The 15,129-nt window shown below is 42.9% G+C and carries 15 protein-coding genes; 5 read left to right on the top strand and 10 right to left on the bottom strand.

Annotated elements, in window-relative coordinates; genetic code table 11:
- Nucleotide 1 precedes the first annotated feature (1 nt).
- From WD019_RS07270 to WD019_RS07240, 7 genes are all read right to left on the bottom strand, one after another.
- On the bottom strand, nucleotides 2-772 hold the full coding sequence (locus tag WD019_RS07270; protein WP_026676267.1) for a hypothetical protein: 771 nt from the start codon (nucleotides 770-772) through the stop codon (nucleotides 2-4).
- Nucleotides 773-942: 170 nt separating this feature from the next.
- A complete protein-coding gene (locus WD019_RS07265) occupies nucleotides 943-1,383 on the bottom strand; it encodes a YtoQ family protein (protein ID WP_425711074.1) in 441 nt (146 codons plus the stop codon).
- Nucleotides 1,384-1,437: 54 nt separating this feature from the next.
- Nucleotides 1,438-2,217 (bottom strand): sulfite exporter TauE/SafE family protein, encoded by a 780-nt coding sequence (locus WD019_RS07260; protein ID WP_026676269.1) that lies wholly within the window; start codon nucleotides 2,215-2,217, stop codon nucleotides 1,438-1,440.
- Between the two features lie 83 nt (nucleotides 2,218-2,300).
- A complete protein-coding gene (locus tag WD019_RS07255) occupies nucleotides 2,301-3,515 on the bottom strand; it encodes an acyl-CoA dehydrogenase family protein (protein WP_425711073.1) in 1,215 nt (404 codons plus the stop codon).
- Nucleotides 3,516-3,527: 12 nt separating this feature from the next.
- Nucleotides 3,528-4,715, bottom strand: a complete 1,188-nt coding sequence (locus WD019_RS07250; protein ID WP_026676271.1) for a CaiB/BaiF CoA transferase family protein — start codon at nucleotides 4,713-4,715, stop codon at nucleotides 3,528-3,530.
- 301 nt (nucleotides 4,716-5,016) lie between these two features.
- A complete protein-coding gene (locus tag WD019_RS07245) occupies nucleotides 5,017-5,685 on the bottom strand; it encodes an amino acid ABC transporter permease (protein WP_051291218.1) in 669 nt (222 codons plus the stop codon).
- 31 nt (nucleotides 5,686-5,716) lie between these two features.
- Nucleotides 5,717-6,502: a transporter substrate-binding domain-containing protein gene (locus WD019_RS07240; protein ID WP_026676273.1), complete on the bottom strand. Its 786-nt coding sequence runs from the start codon at nucleotides 6,500-6,502 to the stop codon at nucleotides 5,717-5,719.
- A gap of 348 nt (nucleotides 6,503-6,850) precedes the next feature.
- Here WD019_RS07240 and WD019_RS07235 point away from each other — a divergent pair, with 348 nt between their 5' ends.
- A complete protein-coding gene (locus tag WD019_RS07235; protein WP_425711072.1) occupies nucleotides 6,851-8,368 on the top strand; it encodes a M36 family metallopeptidase in 1,518 nt (505 codons plus the stop codon).
- Nucleotides 8,369-8,586: 218 nt separating this feature from the next.
- Here WD019_RS07235 and WD019_RS07230 read toward each other — a convergent pair whose 3' ends face one another.
- The gene (locus WD019_RS07230; protein ID WP_425711071.1) at nucleotides 8,587-10,077 is read right to left on the bottom strand and encodes an L-lactate permease; all 1,491 of its coding nucleotides are present in this window, start codon (nucleotides 10,075-10,077) and stop codon (nucleotides 8,587-8,589) included.
- Between the two features lie 121 nt (nucleotides 10,078-10,198).
- Between WD019_RS07230 and WD019_RS07225 the strand changes: the two genes are divergently transcribed.
- Nucleotides 10,199-10,750, top strand: coding sequence for a helix-turn-helix domain-containing protein (locus tag WD019_RS07225; RefSeq protein ID WP_425711070.1), 552 nt, complete (start codon nucleotides 10,199-10,201; stop codon nucleotides 10,748-10,750).
- 39 nt (nucleotides 10,751-10,789) lie between these two features.
- On the opposite strand, the gene WD019_RS07220 is transcribed toward WD019_RS07225, so the two are convergent.
- The gene (locus WD019_RS07220) at nucleotides 10,790-11,200 is read right to left on the bottom strand and encodes a disulfide oxidoreductase (RefSeq protein WP_026676277.1); all 411 of its coding nucleotides are present in this window, start codon (nucleotides 11,198-11,200) and stop codon (nucleotides 10,790-10,792) included.
- Between the two features lie 6 nt (nucleotides 11,201-11,206).
- Entirely contained in the window at nucleotides 11,207-11,878 is a 672-nt protein-coding gene (locus tag WD019_RS07215; protein WP_026676278.1) for a DsbA family protein, read from the bottom strand.
- Nucleotides 11,879-12,567: 689 nt separating this feature from the next.
- On the opposite strand from WD019_RS07215, the gene WD019_RS07210 reads away from it, so the two are divergent.
- The 3 genes from WD019_RS07210 to WD019_RS07200 are packed head-to-tail and all read left to right on the top strand — an operon-like array spanning nucleotide 12,568 to nucleotide 15,054.
- Nucleotides 12,568-13,350 (top strand): prolipoprotein diacylglyceryl transferase, encoded by a 783-nt coding sequence (locus WD019_RS07210; protein ID WP_425711069.1) that lies wholly within the window; start codon nucleotides 12,568-12,570, stop codon nucleotides 13,348-13,350.
- The gene (locus tag WD019_RS07205) at nucleotides 13,340-14,758 is read left to right on the top strand and encodes a radical SAM protein (protein WP_425711068.1); all 1,419 of its coding nucleotides are present in this window, start codon (nucleotides 13,340-13,342) and stop codon (nucleotides 14,756-14,758) included. Before WD019_RS07210 ends, WD019_RS07205 begins: the two co-directional genes overlap by 11 nt.
- 14 nt (nucleotides 14,759-14,772) lie before the next feature.
- The gene (locus tag WD019_RS07200) at nucleotides 14,773-15,054 is read left to right on the top strand and encodes a hypothetical protein (protein WP_035349792.1); all 282 of its coding nucleotides are present in this window, start codon (nucleotides 14,773-14,775) and stop codon (nucleotides 15,052-15,054) included.
- Nucleotides 15,055-15,129 lie beyond the last annotated feature (75 nt).

Genomic DNA, 15,129 nt, shown 5'->3' with positions numbered 1-15,129 from the left:
GCTACACCTCAACTTTTCTATCGATGATCCAACTGGTTATAAAAAATAAAAGAAGGGCTACAAGTGAGTCAAAGACCAATTCACCAATATACAGGTTATAACTGAAATTTTTAACGTCAAGTTGATCGGAGGTAAATAATGATACAACATGAATCTGCCCCCAATGGGTTAAATACGTGTACACCTGACTGGAAGCCATTTTCGTCAACAGCCATACAGAACCGATAAAGAACAGGGCAACCGCTACTCCGCTTGCTACTTTTCCTACGAGCCTTTGGAGCAATTGATCCATTCCCCAGATGAAACTGATCCAAATCCCTAATTGTAAAGAAGTCACAATGATATGGAGGATGATCAATATGCCGATTCGAAAAATGTGTAGTCCCGTTACATTCGATTCTTGAAAAACATCATAATGAAAAACGCAGGAATACAGTACGAACAAACTTGTAATGAAGAGCGAGGCGACCATGAATAGTAGTCCGGCTGCCATTTTAGCACTAAGCAAGACGGCTCCCGATGCGGGGTTGTGCAGCCATAAATGCATTCTCTTTTTTTCCAAAGCCAAACTTACCGGCATATAAACAAATAGAAAAAAACAATGAAAAAACAGCAACATCACTGATGTAACGATTAAAAAATCCGGACGGCCAGTTTTCCATTCGAGAAAAAAAGCGAAGCCGATGCAAAGAAAAAGGACCGATAATTCAATCACCATCACCGGAAGCCCAAGGCGATACTCCTTTTTCAATAATCCACGCCAAACGTTCATATGTGATCCTCCAATTCCACCTATTGTTCCACTGAATTAGTGTTCTAGTTACATAGTACACTAATACGAATGAAGGGTCAACAAATTTTACCAAAAATTGAAGAACTGAATCCATTTCTCTCCAAATAATAAACAGACATCGCTGTCATAACGATGCCTGTTCCATTTAATTATTCAAAAATGTAGGATAAAACTTTTAAAGCTTGCTCTGGCGTCTCAACAACGACCTGCGCTTTGTTGGACAGTTCTTTAAGCGGGTGATGAAGGCTTTCCGGCCGGATTAAAATGAGCGGCTTTTGCATAGCGATGGCTGTCGCCGCGTCCATTGCCGTATTCCACTGCTTGTACTTTTCACCAAACAGGGCGATGACGACATCCGCTTTCCTCAGTAAAATTTCCGTCCGCAAAATGTTGATGCTGGAAGCCGCTTCATCCTTTAAAACAGGATTTGGCTGCTTGCCGATAATTTCTTCTCCGACGTTATCCGAGCGGTCATGATCTTCCATCGGACCGACAAACGTTAATGGAAGCTTCATTTCTTCCGCTTTCAATTTGATTTTCTCACGCCAGTCATCATGAATTTGTCCTGCTAAGTAGACGATCAGTTCCATTTGAAATTCCTCCTTCAGTAAAACTATACCGCAATCCATCGCCCCGTAAACATTTTAGTGGAACAACCTGTGACCGACATAATCCCATAAATTTTTCCCGATTAAAATGACAGTGACGACGATAAATAATAGGCGAACATAACCTGCACCTTTTTTAATGGCAAAATTCGTACCGACAAGTGCCCCCGCCATCATGGCAAGGGCCATTGGAATCCCATATGCATAATTGACAGACCCCAGCGCAATAAAGGTGATGACTGCGGCAATGTTGCTGCCAAAGTTAAGCACTTTCGCATTTCCTGACGCTTCAACGAAACTGAAGCCGACAGCAAGCAGCGAAAATAAGAAAAAGGAGCCCGTTCCGCCGCCGAGAAAGCCGTCGTAAAACCCGATCGCAAAGACGACGATTCCGAAAATGACCATCTTTTTCTTCGTCATCCCTTTAAAGGTGGACACCGTCCCCCAGTTTTTTTTGAAAATCGTATAAATCGTCACGATGATCAATAAACAAAGGACGAGCGGTTTCAAGTTTTCCGATGGGATGAGCCTGACAATATAGGCGCCTGAAACCGAACCGAGCACCGCAAGCGGAAACAGCTTTAAGACGAACTTTAAATTAATTTGGCCGGATTTCATAAAAGAAGCCATGCTTGTGAGCGAACAAACGGTGCTTGCCAGCTTATTCGTTCCTAATGCAACGGAAGGAGGAAGCCCGACAAATAATAAAGCCGGTATGGAAATAAGTCCGCCTCCCCCGACGACAGAATCGATGAATGCCGCGATAAATCCTGCGATGATGATGAACAGCAACAGTTGAAGATGGATATCATGCATAGTCTTTTACCCCTTCTTGTTGTAGATAACTAGAATCATAGTAACATAAAAAGCGCATGAATTTTCCATGCGCTTAAACAAATTTAATGAATTTCATTTAGTGATTTTTTAAATGGCCAGGCCGGAAGCATTTTGCGCAACGTTTTATCCTTACGGTATCCAAGGACGTATTCGGCCTGCATGATCGTATGGATTTCCCGCGTGCCTTCGTAAATGACCGGCGCTTTCGAGTTGCGCAAATAGCGTTCAACCGGATATTCATTCGAATAGCCGTACGCTCCGTGGATTTGGACGGCGTCATTTGCTGCTTCGTTCGCAAAGTCGCACGCCTGCCATTTCGCAAGAGACGTCTCGCGCGTATTCCGTTTTCCTTGATTTTTCAACCAGCCGGCTCGATAAACGAGCAACCTTGATATTTCGAGCCCCGCTTCCATTTTCGCGAGCATTTGCTGAACGAGCTGATGCTTTCCGATTTCTTTGCCGAACGTTTTCCGTTCTTCACAATATTTCACGCTCGCCTCTAAACAGGCCATAATTGTCCCGCATGCCCCGGCAGCAACGGTGAACCTTCCGTTATCAAGAGCCGACATCGCAATTTTAAAGCCTTCCCCTTCTTCGCCGAGAAGATTTTCTTTCGGGACTTTCATGTTGTCAAAAAAGATTTCTCCTGTATTGCCCGCGCGAATGCCTAGCTTCCCTTTAATCGCTTTCGACGAAAATCCTTCCATCGTCCGTTCGACAATAAAACAGGAGATGCCGCGATGTTTTTTGTTTTTATCGGTATAAGCAAAGACGAGAAAATGATCGGCCACATCACAGAGCGAGATCCACGTTTTTGAACCGTTTAAAATATAGTAGTCGCCGTCTTTAACAGCGGTCGTCTGGATGGCTGCCACATCCGAGCCCGCATTCGGTTCGGTCAGCCCGAATGCTCCGACTTTTTTCCCTTTTGCCTGTGGAATTAAATACTTTTGCTTTTGTTCTTCTGTCCCCCATTGCAGCAATGTGAGACTGTTTAAGCCTGTATGAACGGAAACTGCCGTCCGAAAAGCGGTGTCGCCTCTTTCTAATTCTTCACAAACGATCGCAAGCGTGTTGTAGTCCATGCCACTTCCGCCATACTCCTCAGGAATGCACACGCCCATTAAATCCAATTCACCCAGCCGATTTAGGATGCGGGGTTCGAAATGGTGATTCGCATCCCATTCGCCAATATACGGCATGATTTCCTTGTCCACGAAATTGCGCACCATTTTTCTTACCATCTCTTGTTCTTCTGTAAAACTGAAATCCATCATGAATCCTTCCTCCTAAACGATTTTTTGCTCTTTAAAAGCTTGAATGATTTTTTCCGAATAGCCTAATTCCGCTAAAATCTCATCCGTATGTTCACCGGCAAGCGGGGGATGTCTGTTCATCCCAACCGGTGTTCTCGATAGCTTTAAAGGACTTCCGACAAGCTGAATTTGGCCAGCTTTCGGATGATTGACGTTCACCACCATTTCGCGCGCATGAACATGTTCATCCTCAAATACTTCTTTCATTGTCCGGATCGGACCACATGGAATTTTCTGTTCATTCAAACGTTCAATCCATTCCTTCGTCGTTCTTTCTTTCAGCGATTTTTCAAGAATGCCGATCAGTTCCGTACGGTTTTCAAGTCGGCAGGGATTGGTCTTAAACTTCGGATCGTCTGATAAGCCGGCCAGATTAAGCAGCCCACATAGTTTCCGAAATTGATTGTCATTTCCTACAGCAATGACAATCTCGCCGTCCAGCGTTTCGAACGATTGATAGGGAACGATATTCGGATGTTGATTCCCGAGCCGCCCTGGCACGTTTCCAGAAATGAGAAAATTGCTTGCGACATTGACAAGAGTGCTCAATTGTGAGTCAAATAACGAAAGGTCGATGTTCTGCCCTTCTCCTGAACGATTCCTTTCATTGATGGCTGCAAGAATGCCGATCACTGCATACAGCCCTGTCAAAACGTCGGAAATGGCGACTCCGACCTTCATCGGCCCGCTCTCTTCACTCCCGGTAATACTCATCAATCCGCTGAGCGCTTGAATGATAAAATCATAGCCTGGAAGATGTTCATACGGACCGTTATGGCCGAATCCCGTAATTGAACAATAAATGATTTTCGGGTTCGCTTTTTTCATTGTTTCATAATCTAAAGCCCATTTCTCCATCGTTTTGCTTTTGAAATTTTCAATGACAACGTCGGACGTGTTGATTAATTTTTTGATAATCTTTCTGCCTTCTTCTGTCTTCAAGTTGACCGTCATCGCCCTCTTGTTCCGATTCGCACACAAATAGTAAGCACTTTCTCCGCCAGCAAACGGTGGTCCCCACTCTCTCGTTTCATCGCTTCCCCCTGGAGCTTCGACTTTAATGACATCCGCCCCTAAATCTCCCAAAATCATCGTGCAAAAAGGACCGGCTAACACTCTTGTTAAATCTACTATTCTTATCCCGCTTAAAGGTCCCGGCAACATTGTTCACCATCCTTTGTTAAAAACTTAACTTTGATCAGAGTGGCACTTCTACTTCGAACTTAAAAGCCCACAACATCGATGGCTCTGATCTGCTAATTTTTATCGTTAAACAAAAACAAAGCCAGCTATATCATTGAAAAAACATGATATAACTGGCTCTGATCTACTTGAATGCTTCGGGAAACGAAGTCATATAGATTCCACAGTTACTTTTTTATCGATTTGACTGCTCTTATTATAGCAACCATCTCTACGCGGAGTCAACAGTCTATTTTGACAATTCTAATTTTTGAATCAACTACTCTTCCCTTCCCGCAAGCTTCCTTTCCATTAAATGGACCAGTCCTGTCAATAGTAGGACAAGGGCGAAATAATAACAGGCTACGATAATCAAATAGGTTAAGTCGTCAAAGGTTCGTGCTCCCTGGGTTGTTGCCACATTAAAAAGCTCTGCCAATGACACAAAAGCGGCCAGTGAAGAATCTTTCAAACCGATGATAAACTGGTTCCCGAGCGGCGGAAGGGCGCGCGGGAATGCTTGCGGTAAAATGACTTCCTTCATCGTCGTTGACGCACTCATTCCGAGCGATCGCCCGGCTTCGAGCTGGCCTTTACTGATCGATTGGATAGCCCCCCGGAAAATTTCGGCAATATACGCGCCGTTATGCAAAGCGAGTCCCAGAGTCGCGGACCAATAGGCAGAAATCCCTAATTGCGTCAATCCAAAATAAAAGATGAAAATTTGGACGATTAAAGGCGTTCCTCGAATAATCGCAATGTAGGCATTAGCAATCCCGTTTAAAATTTTATTGTTGGATATTTTTAAAAAGGCGAAGAATAGGCCGATGACAATCGCAATTAAAATTGAAACGGCAGTAATGGCGATCGTCCAGCCGAGCCCTTTTAAAAATAAAGGATAGCTATCGATCAATACGTTAAAAAAATGGCGAATTGCAGGGCAAGTCAATCACTCCTTTCTCGCAAACCAAGTATTCTTGTTACGGTTTTTCCGTAATGTCAGCACCGACGTATTTTTCACTTAACTCTTTTAACTTGCCGGTTTTCCGTAAATGGTCGAGTGCTTTATTAACTGCCTTCAATAAATGCGTATCTTTTTTTGAAACAGCAATTCCTTGTTCACTGACTCCCAATACTTTTACTTCTTTCACTTTAAATCCTTTTTTTATCGCCTGCTTTCCGGTAATCGAGTCGGTAATCACTGCATCATGCTTTCCATCGCTTAATGCCCGAAGCGCCGTGACATCGGAATCATAAACGGCAATATCTTTTGTATATTTGGAAGCTTCTTTTTCATATGTCGACCCTTTTGAAACCGCAACACTTTTCCCCTTTAAATCAGACACGTCTTTAATATCGCTATTCGGCTTCGCGTAAAGAACAGGGCCCGAGTAGTAATAAGGAGTTGAAAAATTGACCGATTTCTTTCGCTCCGGTGTGATCGTATGACTGGCGACCGCCGCGTCAAACCGATTCGTTTTCACTGCGGAAATAATCCCGTAAAACTTAAACTGGCTCACTTTCGGCTTAACCCCTAATTCTTTGGCAATCGCCTGACCGACGGCAACATCAAACCCGTCAAGTGACCCGTCTTTTTTCACAAAACTAAATGGGGCAAATTCACCTGAAACGGCGTAATGAAAGACGCCATTTTCATTTAATTCAACCTTTTCCCCATTGGCTGTTTTTGTCATATTTGACCCGCAGCCTGAAAGGACGAAGATAAATAGTGCAACTCCAACGACCAATTTTGAAACTTTTCCCATTTCATTCCCTCCTCGTTATGTTTAATAGTTTAGAATTTTCATATAATAATACATCTATTCTCCTATTCATACCACCGGCTTTAGATATGGGCATTTCTTACTAAAAGCCTATTAACATGGGAGTGGTCTTGATCAACATCCATTTATAAAAAATCAAAATAGGACAATTGATCTATTATTTTCGTTTGCTGTAACCCGTTAGAAAAGAAATGACCCTCTCCTACTTAAGTCATAGTAATATCCCTTTGCCATTGTCGACTTTCTACGTCGAACGGCCTATTGTCCACTTCATTTTTTTACCATATGATGATTATGAAAATTCAAAAAATAATCGTTAGGGGAGATTGTATGGGAAAAAGTAAAAAAGTAATTGCCGCCTTATCAACCGCTATATTGCTTACAGCATCTGTTTCAACTGTCGCCGCAAAAACGAACATGCCTGTAAAAGCAACTGAAAAAAAAGAGTTCGACACTCGTACTCTAGCAGAACAATACTTGAAAAAACATGCAAAAACCTACAAAATGAAAAGCAATCTTTCCGATCTAAAGTATGTCACAACCATTTCTACTCAACATGGTTCCTACGTCCGGTTCGAGCAGACGATCAACAACGCCCCTGTTTTTACGAAGGAAGTTACAGTTACCGTTGCCCCTCATGGAAAGGTCGCGCTCGTCGTATCAGACTACACGCCTTATGAAAAAGTAGAAACCATTAAGGACAAGCTGTCAAAAGATGAGGCCGAAAAGAAAGCGGTCCATTCGATGAAAACCAAAACGGCCGAAAAGTGGATGGCAGATTCTAAAGAATTCGGCTATATCATTAAAGATGGCGTTGCCATTCCGACCTATCGTGTGATTGTGAAAACAGATGATCAAGGTAACGAGTGGGAAACGTATGTCCACGCCGGGGACGGAACCGTTTTAAAGAAAAAAGATTTGCTTCAGCACGCTACGGGCTCTGGCAAAGTATTTTTACCGAACCCTGTGGAGTCCCAAGGGTCGGCGGCCGGTTTAAACGATAACCGCGATAAAGATTCAACCGCGCTTAACCATCAATTGAAAGCGGTTACACTTTTAGGATTGGACGGATCCGGGTATTTACGCGGAACATATGCTAACATTAACTCGAAAGCGAAAACGTATTCGGCAACCAATACGTTCAACTTTACCCGTTCATCAGACAGCTTTGAAGATGTAATGGCCTATTATCATATTGATACGGAGCAACGCTACATTCAATCTCTCGGTTTTACAAACATTAACAACCGTTCAATAAAGGCGAACGTCAATACGTATACACAGGATAATTCGTTTTACTCCCCTTCTACAAAAGAATTGACATTTGGCTCGGGAGGCGTGGATGATGCAGAAGATGCAGGCGTCATTATTCATGAATACGGCCATTCTATCCAGGACAATCAGGTTCCAGGCTTTGGGAATTCTGCGGAAGGCGGGGCGATGGGAGAAGGATTCGGAGACTTTTTAGGCGCCACCTACGAAGATGCGACATCAAGCGCCAGCTTCGGCAAAGCCTGTGTCGCCGAATGGGATGCAACCTCTTATTCATCTTCCAATCCGCCTTGCCTCCGCCGTTTGGATGAGAACAAAGTGTATCCGAAAGACTGGAGCGGGGAAGTTCATGCGGATGGCGAAATATGGTCACAGGGCTTATACGAGATGGCTCAGGCGTTTGGCCGCGATGTCGCAACGAAAATCATTTTGCAATCCCACTGGTCACTGACACCGAACGCAACGTTCCACGATGGGGCAAAAGCGATCAAACAAGCGGACATGGCTTTATATGGAGGTGCCCACGCGTCGCAAATCGATGCCATCTGGAAAGCAAGGGGAATTTCAACGAACTAATCGGAGAAAGCCGCTGTTTTTTATACAGGCGGCTTTTTTTGGTCCATCCATGCCACTTCTTCTCCTCTGCGAACCTTTATTTATCAACGGAGTCTTTTTATTCGTCTAATCCGGGCACTTATTCGTCTATGAAGGACGTTTACTCGTCAAAATCATCCACTTATTCGTCTGAGAAAACTTTTATTCGTCTATTCCACCAATTTATTCGTCTAAATGCCTCAATGCAGGAAAAAGCTCATGACACTAATAATAAGCAGCGCTCCAACAACAATGAACGCTATTTCTTTGATCAGCCTTGTTTGTTCTTCCCGGACGTTGCAAAGCTCGGCGCCTAACACCACTCTGAATGGAGAGCCCATCGTCGCATGAGAGCCGCTTGCATTTTGGATCGCGATAATCAGCTCATTTGAAATGCCTAGTTGTTTTGCCGTATGTGCCTGGAGCGGAATAAACATCGCATTTGATCCAGTATTGCTTCCTGTAAGATAGCCTCCTAATCCGCCAATGAATGGCGAAATGAACAAATACGAACTGCCAAAAATGATGGCAAGCCTATTCGATAATTGCCCGATCATCCCTGATTCCGTCATGATTTCGGCAATCGCCACAAAACAAGTCGTCGATATCATAAACGGAACCCATTGCTTCACTGCGTTAATATAAGCTGTTTTTATCTCATGGCCATCCATTTTGAAAATAACTACGGTAAAAATGCACGTAACCAACAGCCAGAACCCCGGTGAATATAGAAGCGGCATGGAAAACGAAAAAGCGGGCAAATCAATGACAGCCGTTGAAAGCAACCATTGTTTAATCGGAGGAACGAGCCGCGTAACAAAAATTAGCGCCGTCAAAAATAAATACGGACTAAACACTTTTAACATTCCATATTTCGTTTCTTCCTTAGCCGCTGAAACAAAAGTTCGGGCATCCGAGCCTGACCTTTTGGAAGCAAACGTGATCATGCAAAGCTGGGCAAGAAGCGTCACCATTGAACTCAATACACCGGCGAGTTCGACGCTGACAAACTGATTAAACAAACAAATACAAATCGAAAAGATGGCAACAAGAAAAACAATTTCTTTCCATTTTTTCTTTAAAGCACTGGCCCCTCCTGTAATCAAGGCTGCTATAATTAAAAAATAAAAAAATACCGGAATGCTTAAAATGGCGCTTCCCATTCCAATCTTTTCAAGAGGAACCCCGCTGAGCTCCGCACCGATGACTGTACCAGTTGAAAGCGCTCCCCATGGCACGGCAAGCATTCCGATTAGCCCGATTAATACTGCTTTTCTTCCGGGAAACCCGAGTGCATAAAGTATTGGCGAAAGAATAACGAATGAAATGCCAAAGCCTGTCGCCGATTCCAATAACGGCGCAAACCCGATAACGATCAACAACACTTGCGCCAGTTTATCAGAAGTGACATTCGTAATGAAAGTGGCTACTGACGTAATCACTCCTTTTTCATTCATCAGATGATAAAGAAAAAGACCAAAGAACAATATATAGGCAGCTATAAACGAAATCAATCCTCCTTTAGCCACTTCATGGACGATTTTTTCGCTATTCAGGTGAAATGAAGAAAAATGAACAAGTAAGATGCAAAGTACAAGTACAATGAGACCAGCTTTTACCGCAGTCAACCGAAAGCCAAAGAGCAGCCCAAAAATACATAATAGTGGCAGCAACGCAATAAACGTATTCACTTCATCTTCCCCCCTCGAAATGAAGATTAAAATATACTATAGTATATTTATCATCACCTATTCAGTTAACAAAATCAAGATTTTTTTCTCCTATAGTAGAATACAGAAAGGGCTTTTAACGATGAATTTTGGTCAACGATTAAAACAAGAACGAAAAAAAAGGGACTTAACGTTAGATGAACTCCAGCAAAAATGCGGTGTCAGCCGTTCGATGCTATCGAAAATAGAACGAGGCGAAAAAAACCCGACGATTGCTGTTGTGGCAGAAATTGCGAGAGGGCTTGATGTCACTGTTTCCCAATTGCTCGGGGAAGATGAGGAGCAGGAAGTTATTATGATAAAGAAAGATCAACGATATACGTATAAAGATCCGGCAAGCGGATTTGAGCGCCATGTATTATCTCCGATTTTGCCTGCCAAAGGGATCGAGTTTATTTTAAATATTATCCCGGCCGGCCAATCTTCCGGGAAGTTCCCGCCCCATCCTAAAGGAACGAAAGAATACATCACCGTTACAAGCGGCACTCTGAATTTAGAACTAAACGGAAAACTACATGTTTTAAATGAAGGGGATTCGATCTATTTTGATGCGGATGTTTACCATCAATTCACCAACATAGGCAATTGTGAATGCTCCTATTATTTAGTCATTGATTCCCGAACGATTACATAAGCCTATGGAACGCGATCCATAGGCTTATATTCTTGCTTTTTATTTTTGACGTTCTTGCTTTATAACAAAAACCATCGATATCGTAATGATTGTAAAAGCGATGAAGGCTAATAGCGGAATCGTTATAAATCCAAGCCAGTTAATGTACTCCCCCGAACACGGCACGCCGGAAGTGCACGTTTCAAATTCTCGCATAAACGGCAGCTTTTGCAGCGCGTAATGATAGCCGGAAATTAACATGCCGATAACCGTCAGCGGAAGAACGTACCGATAAATTGACCGGTCATTCAGGTAAAAACCAATGCCTAAAAGAATGGCTAACGGATACATTACGATTCGCTGGTACCAGCATAAGGTGCATGGGATAAAATGCATTACTTCACTAAAAAATAAACTGCCTAATGTCGCGATGACGGCCGCTACCCAGGCGATCAATAAAGGTTTGTTCACCTTCGCTTACTCCTTCTCCGCTTTTTTCACTTGCTTCGCAAAATCCTCATACGTTTGACCCGTAAACTTCTTGCCGTTAATAAAGACCGTAGGCGTTCCGGTAATGCCTAATTTCGTTACATAAGACTCGTCTTTATCGAGCGCGGCTTTCGCTTTGTTCGATTGATACGTTTTTACTACCTTTTGAACCTCTTTTTCAGAGGCAAATGGTTTTAATAGGTTCGCCAACGTCTTTTCAGTAAAAACGTCTTTTTTCTCGTCTTCTTCCCGTGTTTTACTATAAAGAGCTTCATGGAATTTCCAGAACGTATCATCACCCAGCTCGTTATAAACGGTTTCCGCAAACAACGCCGCCCTGGTTGAATCAACGTTAATAAACGCATAGTTCATGAAGTAAAACTTTGCCTTTCCTGTATCGACAAAATCTTTTTTAATTTGCGGGACAAAGCTTTCATTAAAGTTTTTGCAAATCGGGCATTTATAATCTCCGAATTCGACTATCTTGACAGGAGCTGACTTGTCCCCCTCAAACGGCTGATTTTTATAATCAATTTGATCGGCTGCCGCCTCGTTATTTTGCGACATTTTGCTATAAACGAAAAAGCCAACAAAACAGAGTACGATCACGATGACGATTCCAATTGTCCATTTTGTCGCATTGTCTTGCTTTTTCTTCATCTGCTTTAACACCTCATTCACTTGTATGCTACTTTAAAAAAGAAAGTAAATGCTCAATCCCCTATAGCTTATAAGAATTCTATCCTTTTTGCAATAAATTCTCTTTCTTTTTTGTGTCGATGAGGTGGCAATTCCGACCCTGTGAAAGATTGCCAGTTTATAAAGATTTGGTGTATCTTTCGAGATAATTATGATAAATGGCAACCATCACGATATTTCTGGAAAGGGTACTAGTGCCCCTTCTAGAAAAATAGTTTGAATTTCAGTACTCGAAAGAACACCTCGTTAGATCTGTGAAATGAGGAAAAACGATCACGAATCGTTACATCATTTAAAATGATTTCGTTCTCGGACAATAAATGCTCTTATTTGGACAAAAAGTCATCCGGTTTAGACAATAACATCTTACTTTTGGACAATAAGCGAAAAAACCACTCATTTTATTGTCCGACACAGGCCATTGATTGTCCGATGGAAACGATTTATTGTCGGAAATCCACTGTTTATTGTCCAAAGGCCATGAAATAGCACGACACTAGAGAAGTTTGATCCTGTTTTTGCTTCTATTTTTAAATAAGAACTTTCTTAGCTGAAAGGGTACTAGAAAAAGATAGTACTTTTCAAGCTTCACCTTTTGCTTTTAAATAGGAAATAAGAACCAACTACATTTTTCGAAAGGAGTTGTTCGCTTGGACTTTCCGGTGTGGATTCATCTCGGTCCCATTAAGCTCCATCCTCACTTTGTTTTTGAAACATTATCCTATTTTGTCGGGTTCCGGCTGTATCTCCGTTTTCGAAGGCCGGGGCTGATGCCCGCTTCCGTAGCCTGGTCGGTCATTACCGGAGCCATTTTAGGCGCCGCGCTTGGTTCAAAGATCCTTGCCTGGTTCTATGACCCTTCGATTCTTTTAGCACATGTAAGTCATCCACTTTCGTCAGCCGCTTTCTGGCTGGAAGGAAAAACGATTGTCGGCGGATTGCTTGGCGGCCTGATCGGTGTTGAAGCCGCGAAGAAACATGCAAACTATCATTCTTCCACAGGAGATGACATTGTCCTTCCGCTTATTTTTGGAATGGCTATCGGCAGGATCGGCTGCTTTTTAACCGGTTTACGTGACAATACATATGGAAATGCGACTATGCTTCCGTGGGGAATTGATTTTGGCGACGGCATCAACCGCCATCCAACTCAAGCCTATGAGTTTGTTTTTCTCGTGCTTTTAGGATGGTTTCTATTCATATTACGGAAAGTCCCTCATCAAGAAGGAGACCTTTTCAAGCTGTTTATGATTGCTTATTTCGTTTTTCGTTTTGTAATTGATTTTATCAAACCCTACCCCCGCGATTATTTCGGGTTAGGTTCGATTCAAATCGCATGTCTCTTCGGCCTACTTTACTACTTCAAATTTGTTCCACAACTTGTTCACTTAGTTAAGAAATCCAATGAAAGGGGATTTACCAATGCCAAATAGACCGTATGTTTTCTATGAATTGACGAACAGCATTTGCTCGACCTGTTATCGAAAAGTAGAAGGAAAAATAATCGAACAAAACGGAAGCATGTATATGATCAAGCGTTGTCCCCGCCATGGGCATGAACGGGTTTTGCTCTCCAATGATGCAGAATATTATAAACTGTGCCGCAACTATTTAAAGCCCGCCGAAATGCCTCTTCGCTTTAATACGCCAATTCGTTATGGCTGCCCGTACGACTGCGGATTATGCCCAGATCATGAACAGCACAGTTGTCTTACATTAATTGAGGTAACCGAATCGTGCAATTTAAAATGCCCGATTTGCTATGCCGAATCTTCTCCTGATCGAAAAACGTTCCGCAGCCTGGAGCAAATTGAAGCAATGATGGATGCGGTGGTCTCAAATGAAGGAGAGCCGGACATCATTCAAATTTCCGGCGGGGAGCCGACGATCCATCCTGACTTTTTCGCTATTTTGGACGCTGCCAAAGCTCGACCGATCAAGCACATTATGGTCAATACCAACGGAGTGAAAATCGCCAGCGATCGTGAATTTGTCCGACGCCTTGCCGAATATAAGCCAGGATTTGAAATTTATTTGCAGTTTGATAGCTTTGAAGCCGAAGTATTAAAAGAGCTGCGCGGGGCCGATTTACGCATTATTCGCGAAAAAGCGCTGGCCCATTTAAACGAATTTAACATTTCAACAACCCTTGTCGTCACATTGAAAAAAGGGTTGAATGACCATGAAATCGGAAAAATTATTCAGTTCGGCTTACAACAGCCTGCTGTACGCGGTGTTACTTTTCAACCAATTCAGGCTGCCGGGCGTCTGGAGCAATTTGATCCGGCCTTAGATCGCCTTACGCTCAGCGAAGTTCGCCAGCAAATTATAGCTCAATCCAATGTTTTTCAAGCCGAAGACATCATTCCTGTTCCGTGCCATCCGGATTGCCTGGCGATGGGCTATGCGCTAAAATTGGGCGGCAAGGTTATCCCGCTAACCGGGTTGATCGATAAAGAAGTGCTGCTCCAGGGTTCCCGAAACACCATTGTCTTTGAGCAGGATGAAACGATCAGAGACCGTGTGTTTTCATTGTTTTCAACAAGCCATTCACCGGAATCGTCGGCTTTGTCGCTTAAAAGCTTGCTTTGCTGCTTGCCGCTTGCCCGGGTGCCAGAAGGAATCGGCTATGACAATGTGTTCCGCGTCATAATTATGCAGTTTCTCGATCCGTACAATTTTGACGTTCGTTCGGTAAAAAAATCATGCGTCCACATCGTCCACCCCGATGGAAGAATCATTCCGTTTGATACGTATAACATGTTTTACAGGGATGATAAAGAAAAGCTGTTAGAGAAGCTAAAATCGGAGATCGAGCCGATGCCTGTTGAACAATCTTAATGGGGGTGTAAGGGATGGAATCCGAGAATCAAAATGGCGGAGGAAAAGAGATTACGAAAGGATTTTTCTTGATCGCAGGGATTAACATTCTTGTCAGCATCATTGGTATTGTTTTTTACCCCTTTATTCTAGCAATCGGACTTGTTCAGCTCCTATATGTGGTGCCTTTGGCGATGAATGCTTCCAAAAAAAATCAAAAGAATGTGATGAAAGGAATGATCATTGCCGCGAGTGTAACCTTTCTTTTAAATGCCAGCTGCTACGGATTGTTTTTCGGTCTCATGCAAAGTCCTTGATCACTACATTGAAAAGTTGGAATTTTTTAGTTGATCGGCTGATAAATTGATAAAAGTGGCTGATATATTTCGATT

This window comes from Fictibacillus sp. Mic-4 (assembly GCF_049843615.1).
Classification (GTDB): domain Bacteria; phylum Bacillota; class Bacilli; order Bacillales; family Fictibacillaceae; genus Fictibacillus_A; species Fictibacillus_A gelatini.
This window is presented reverse-complemented; position numbering and strand designations above follow the sequence as displayed.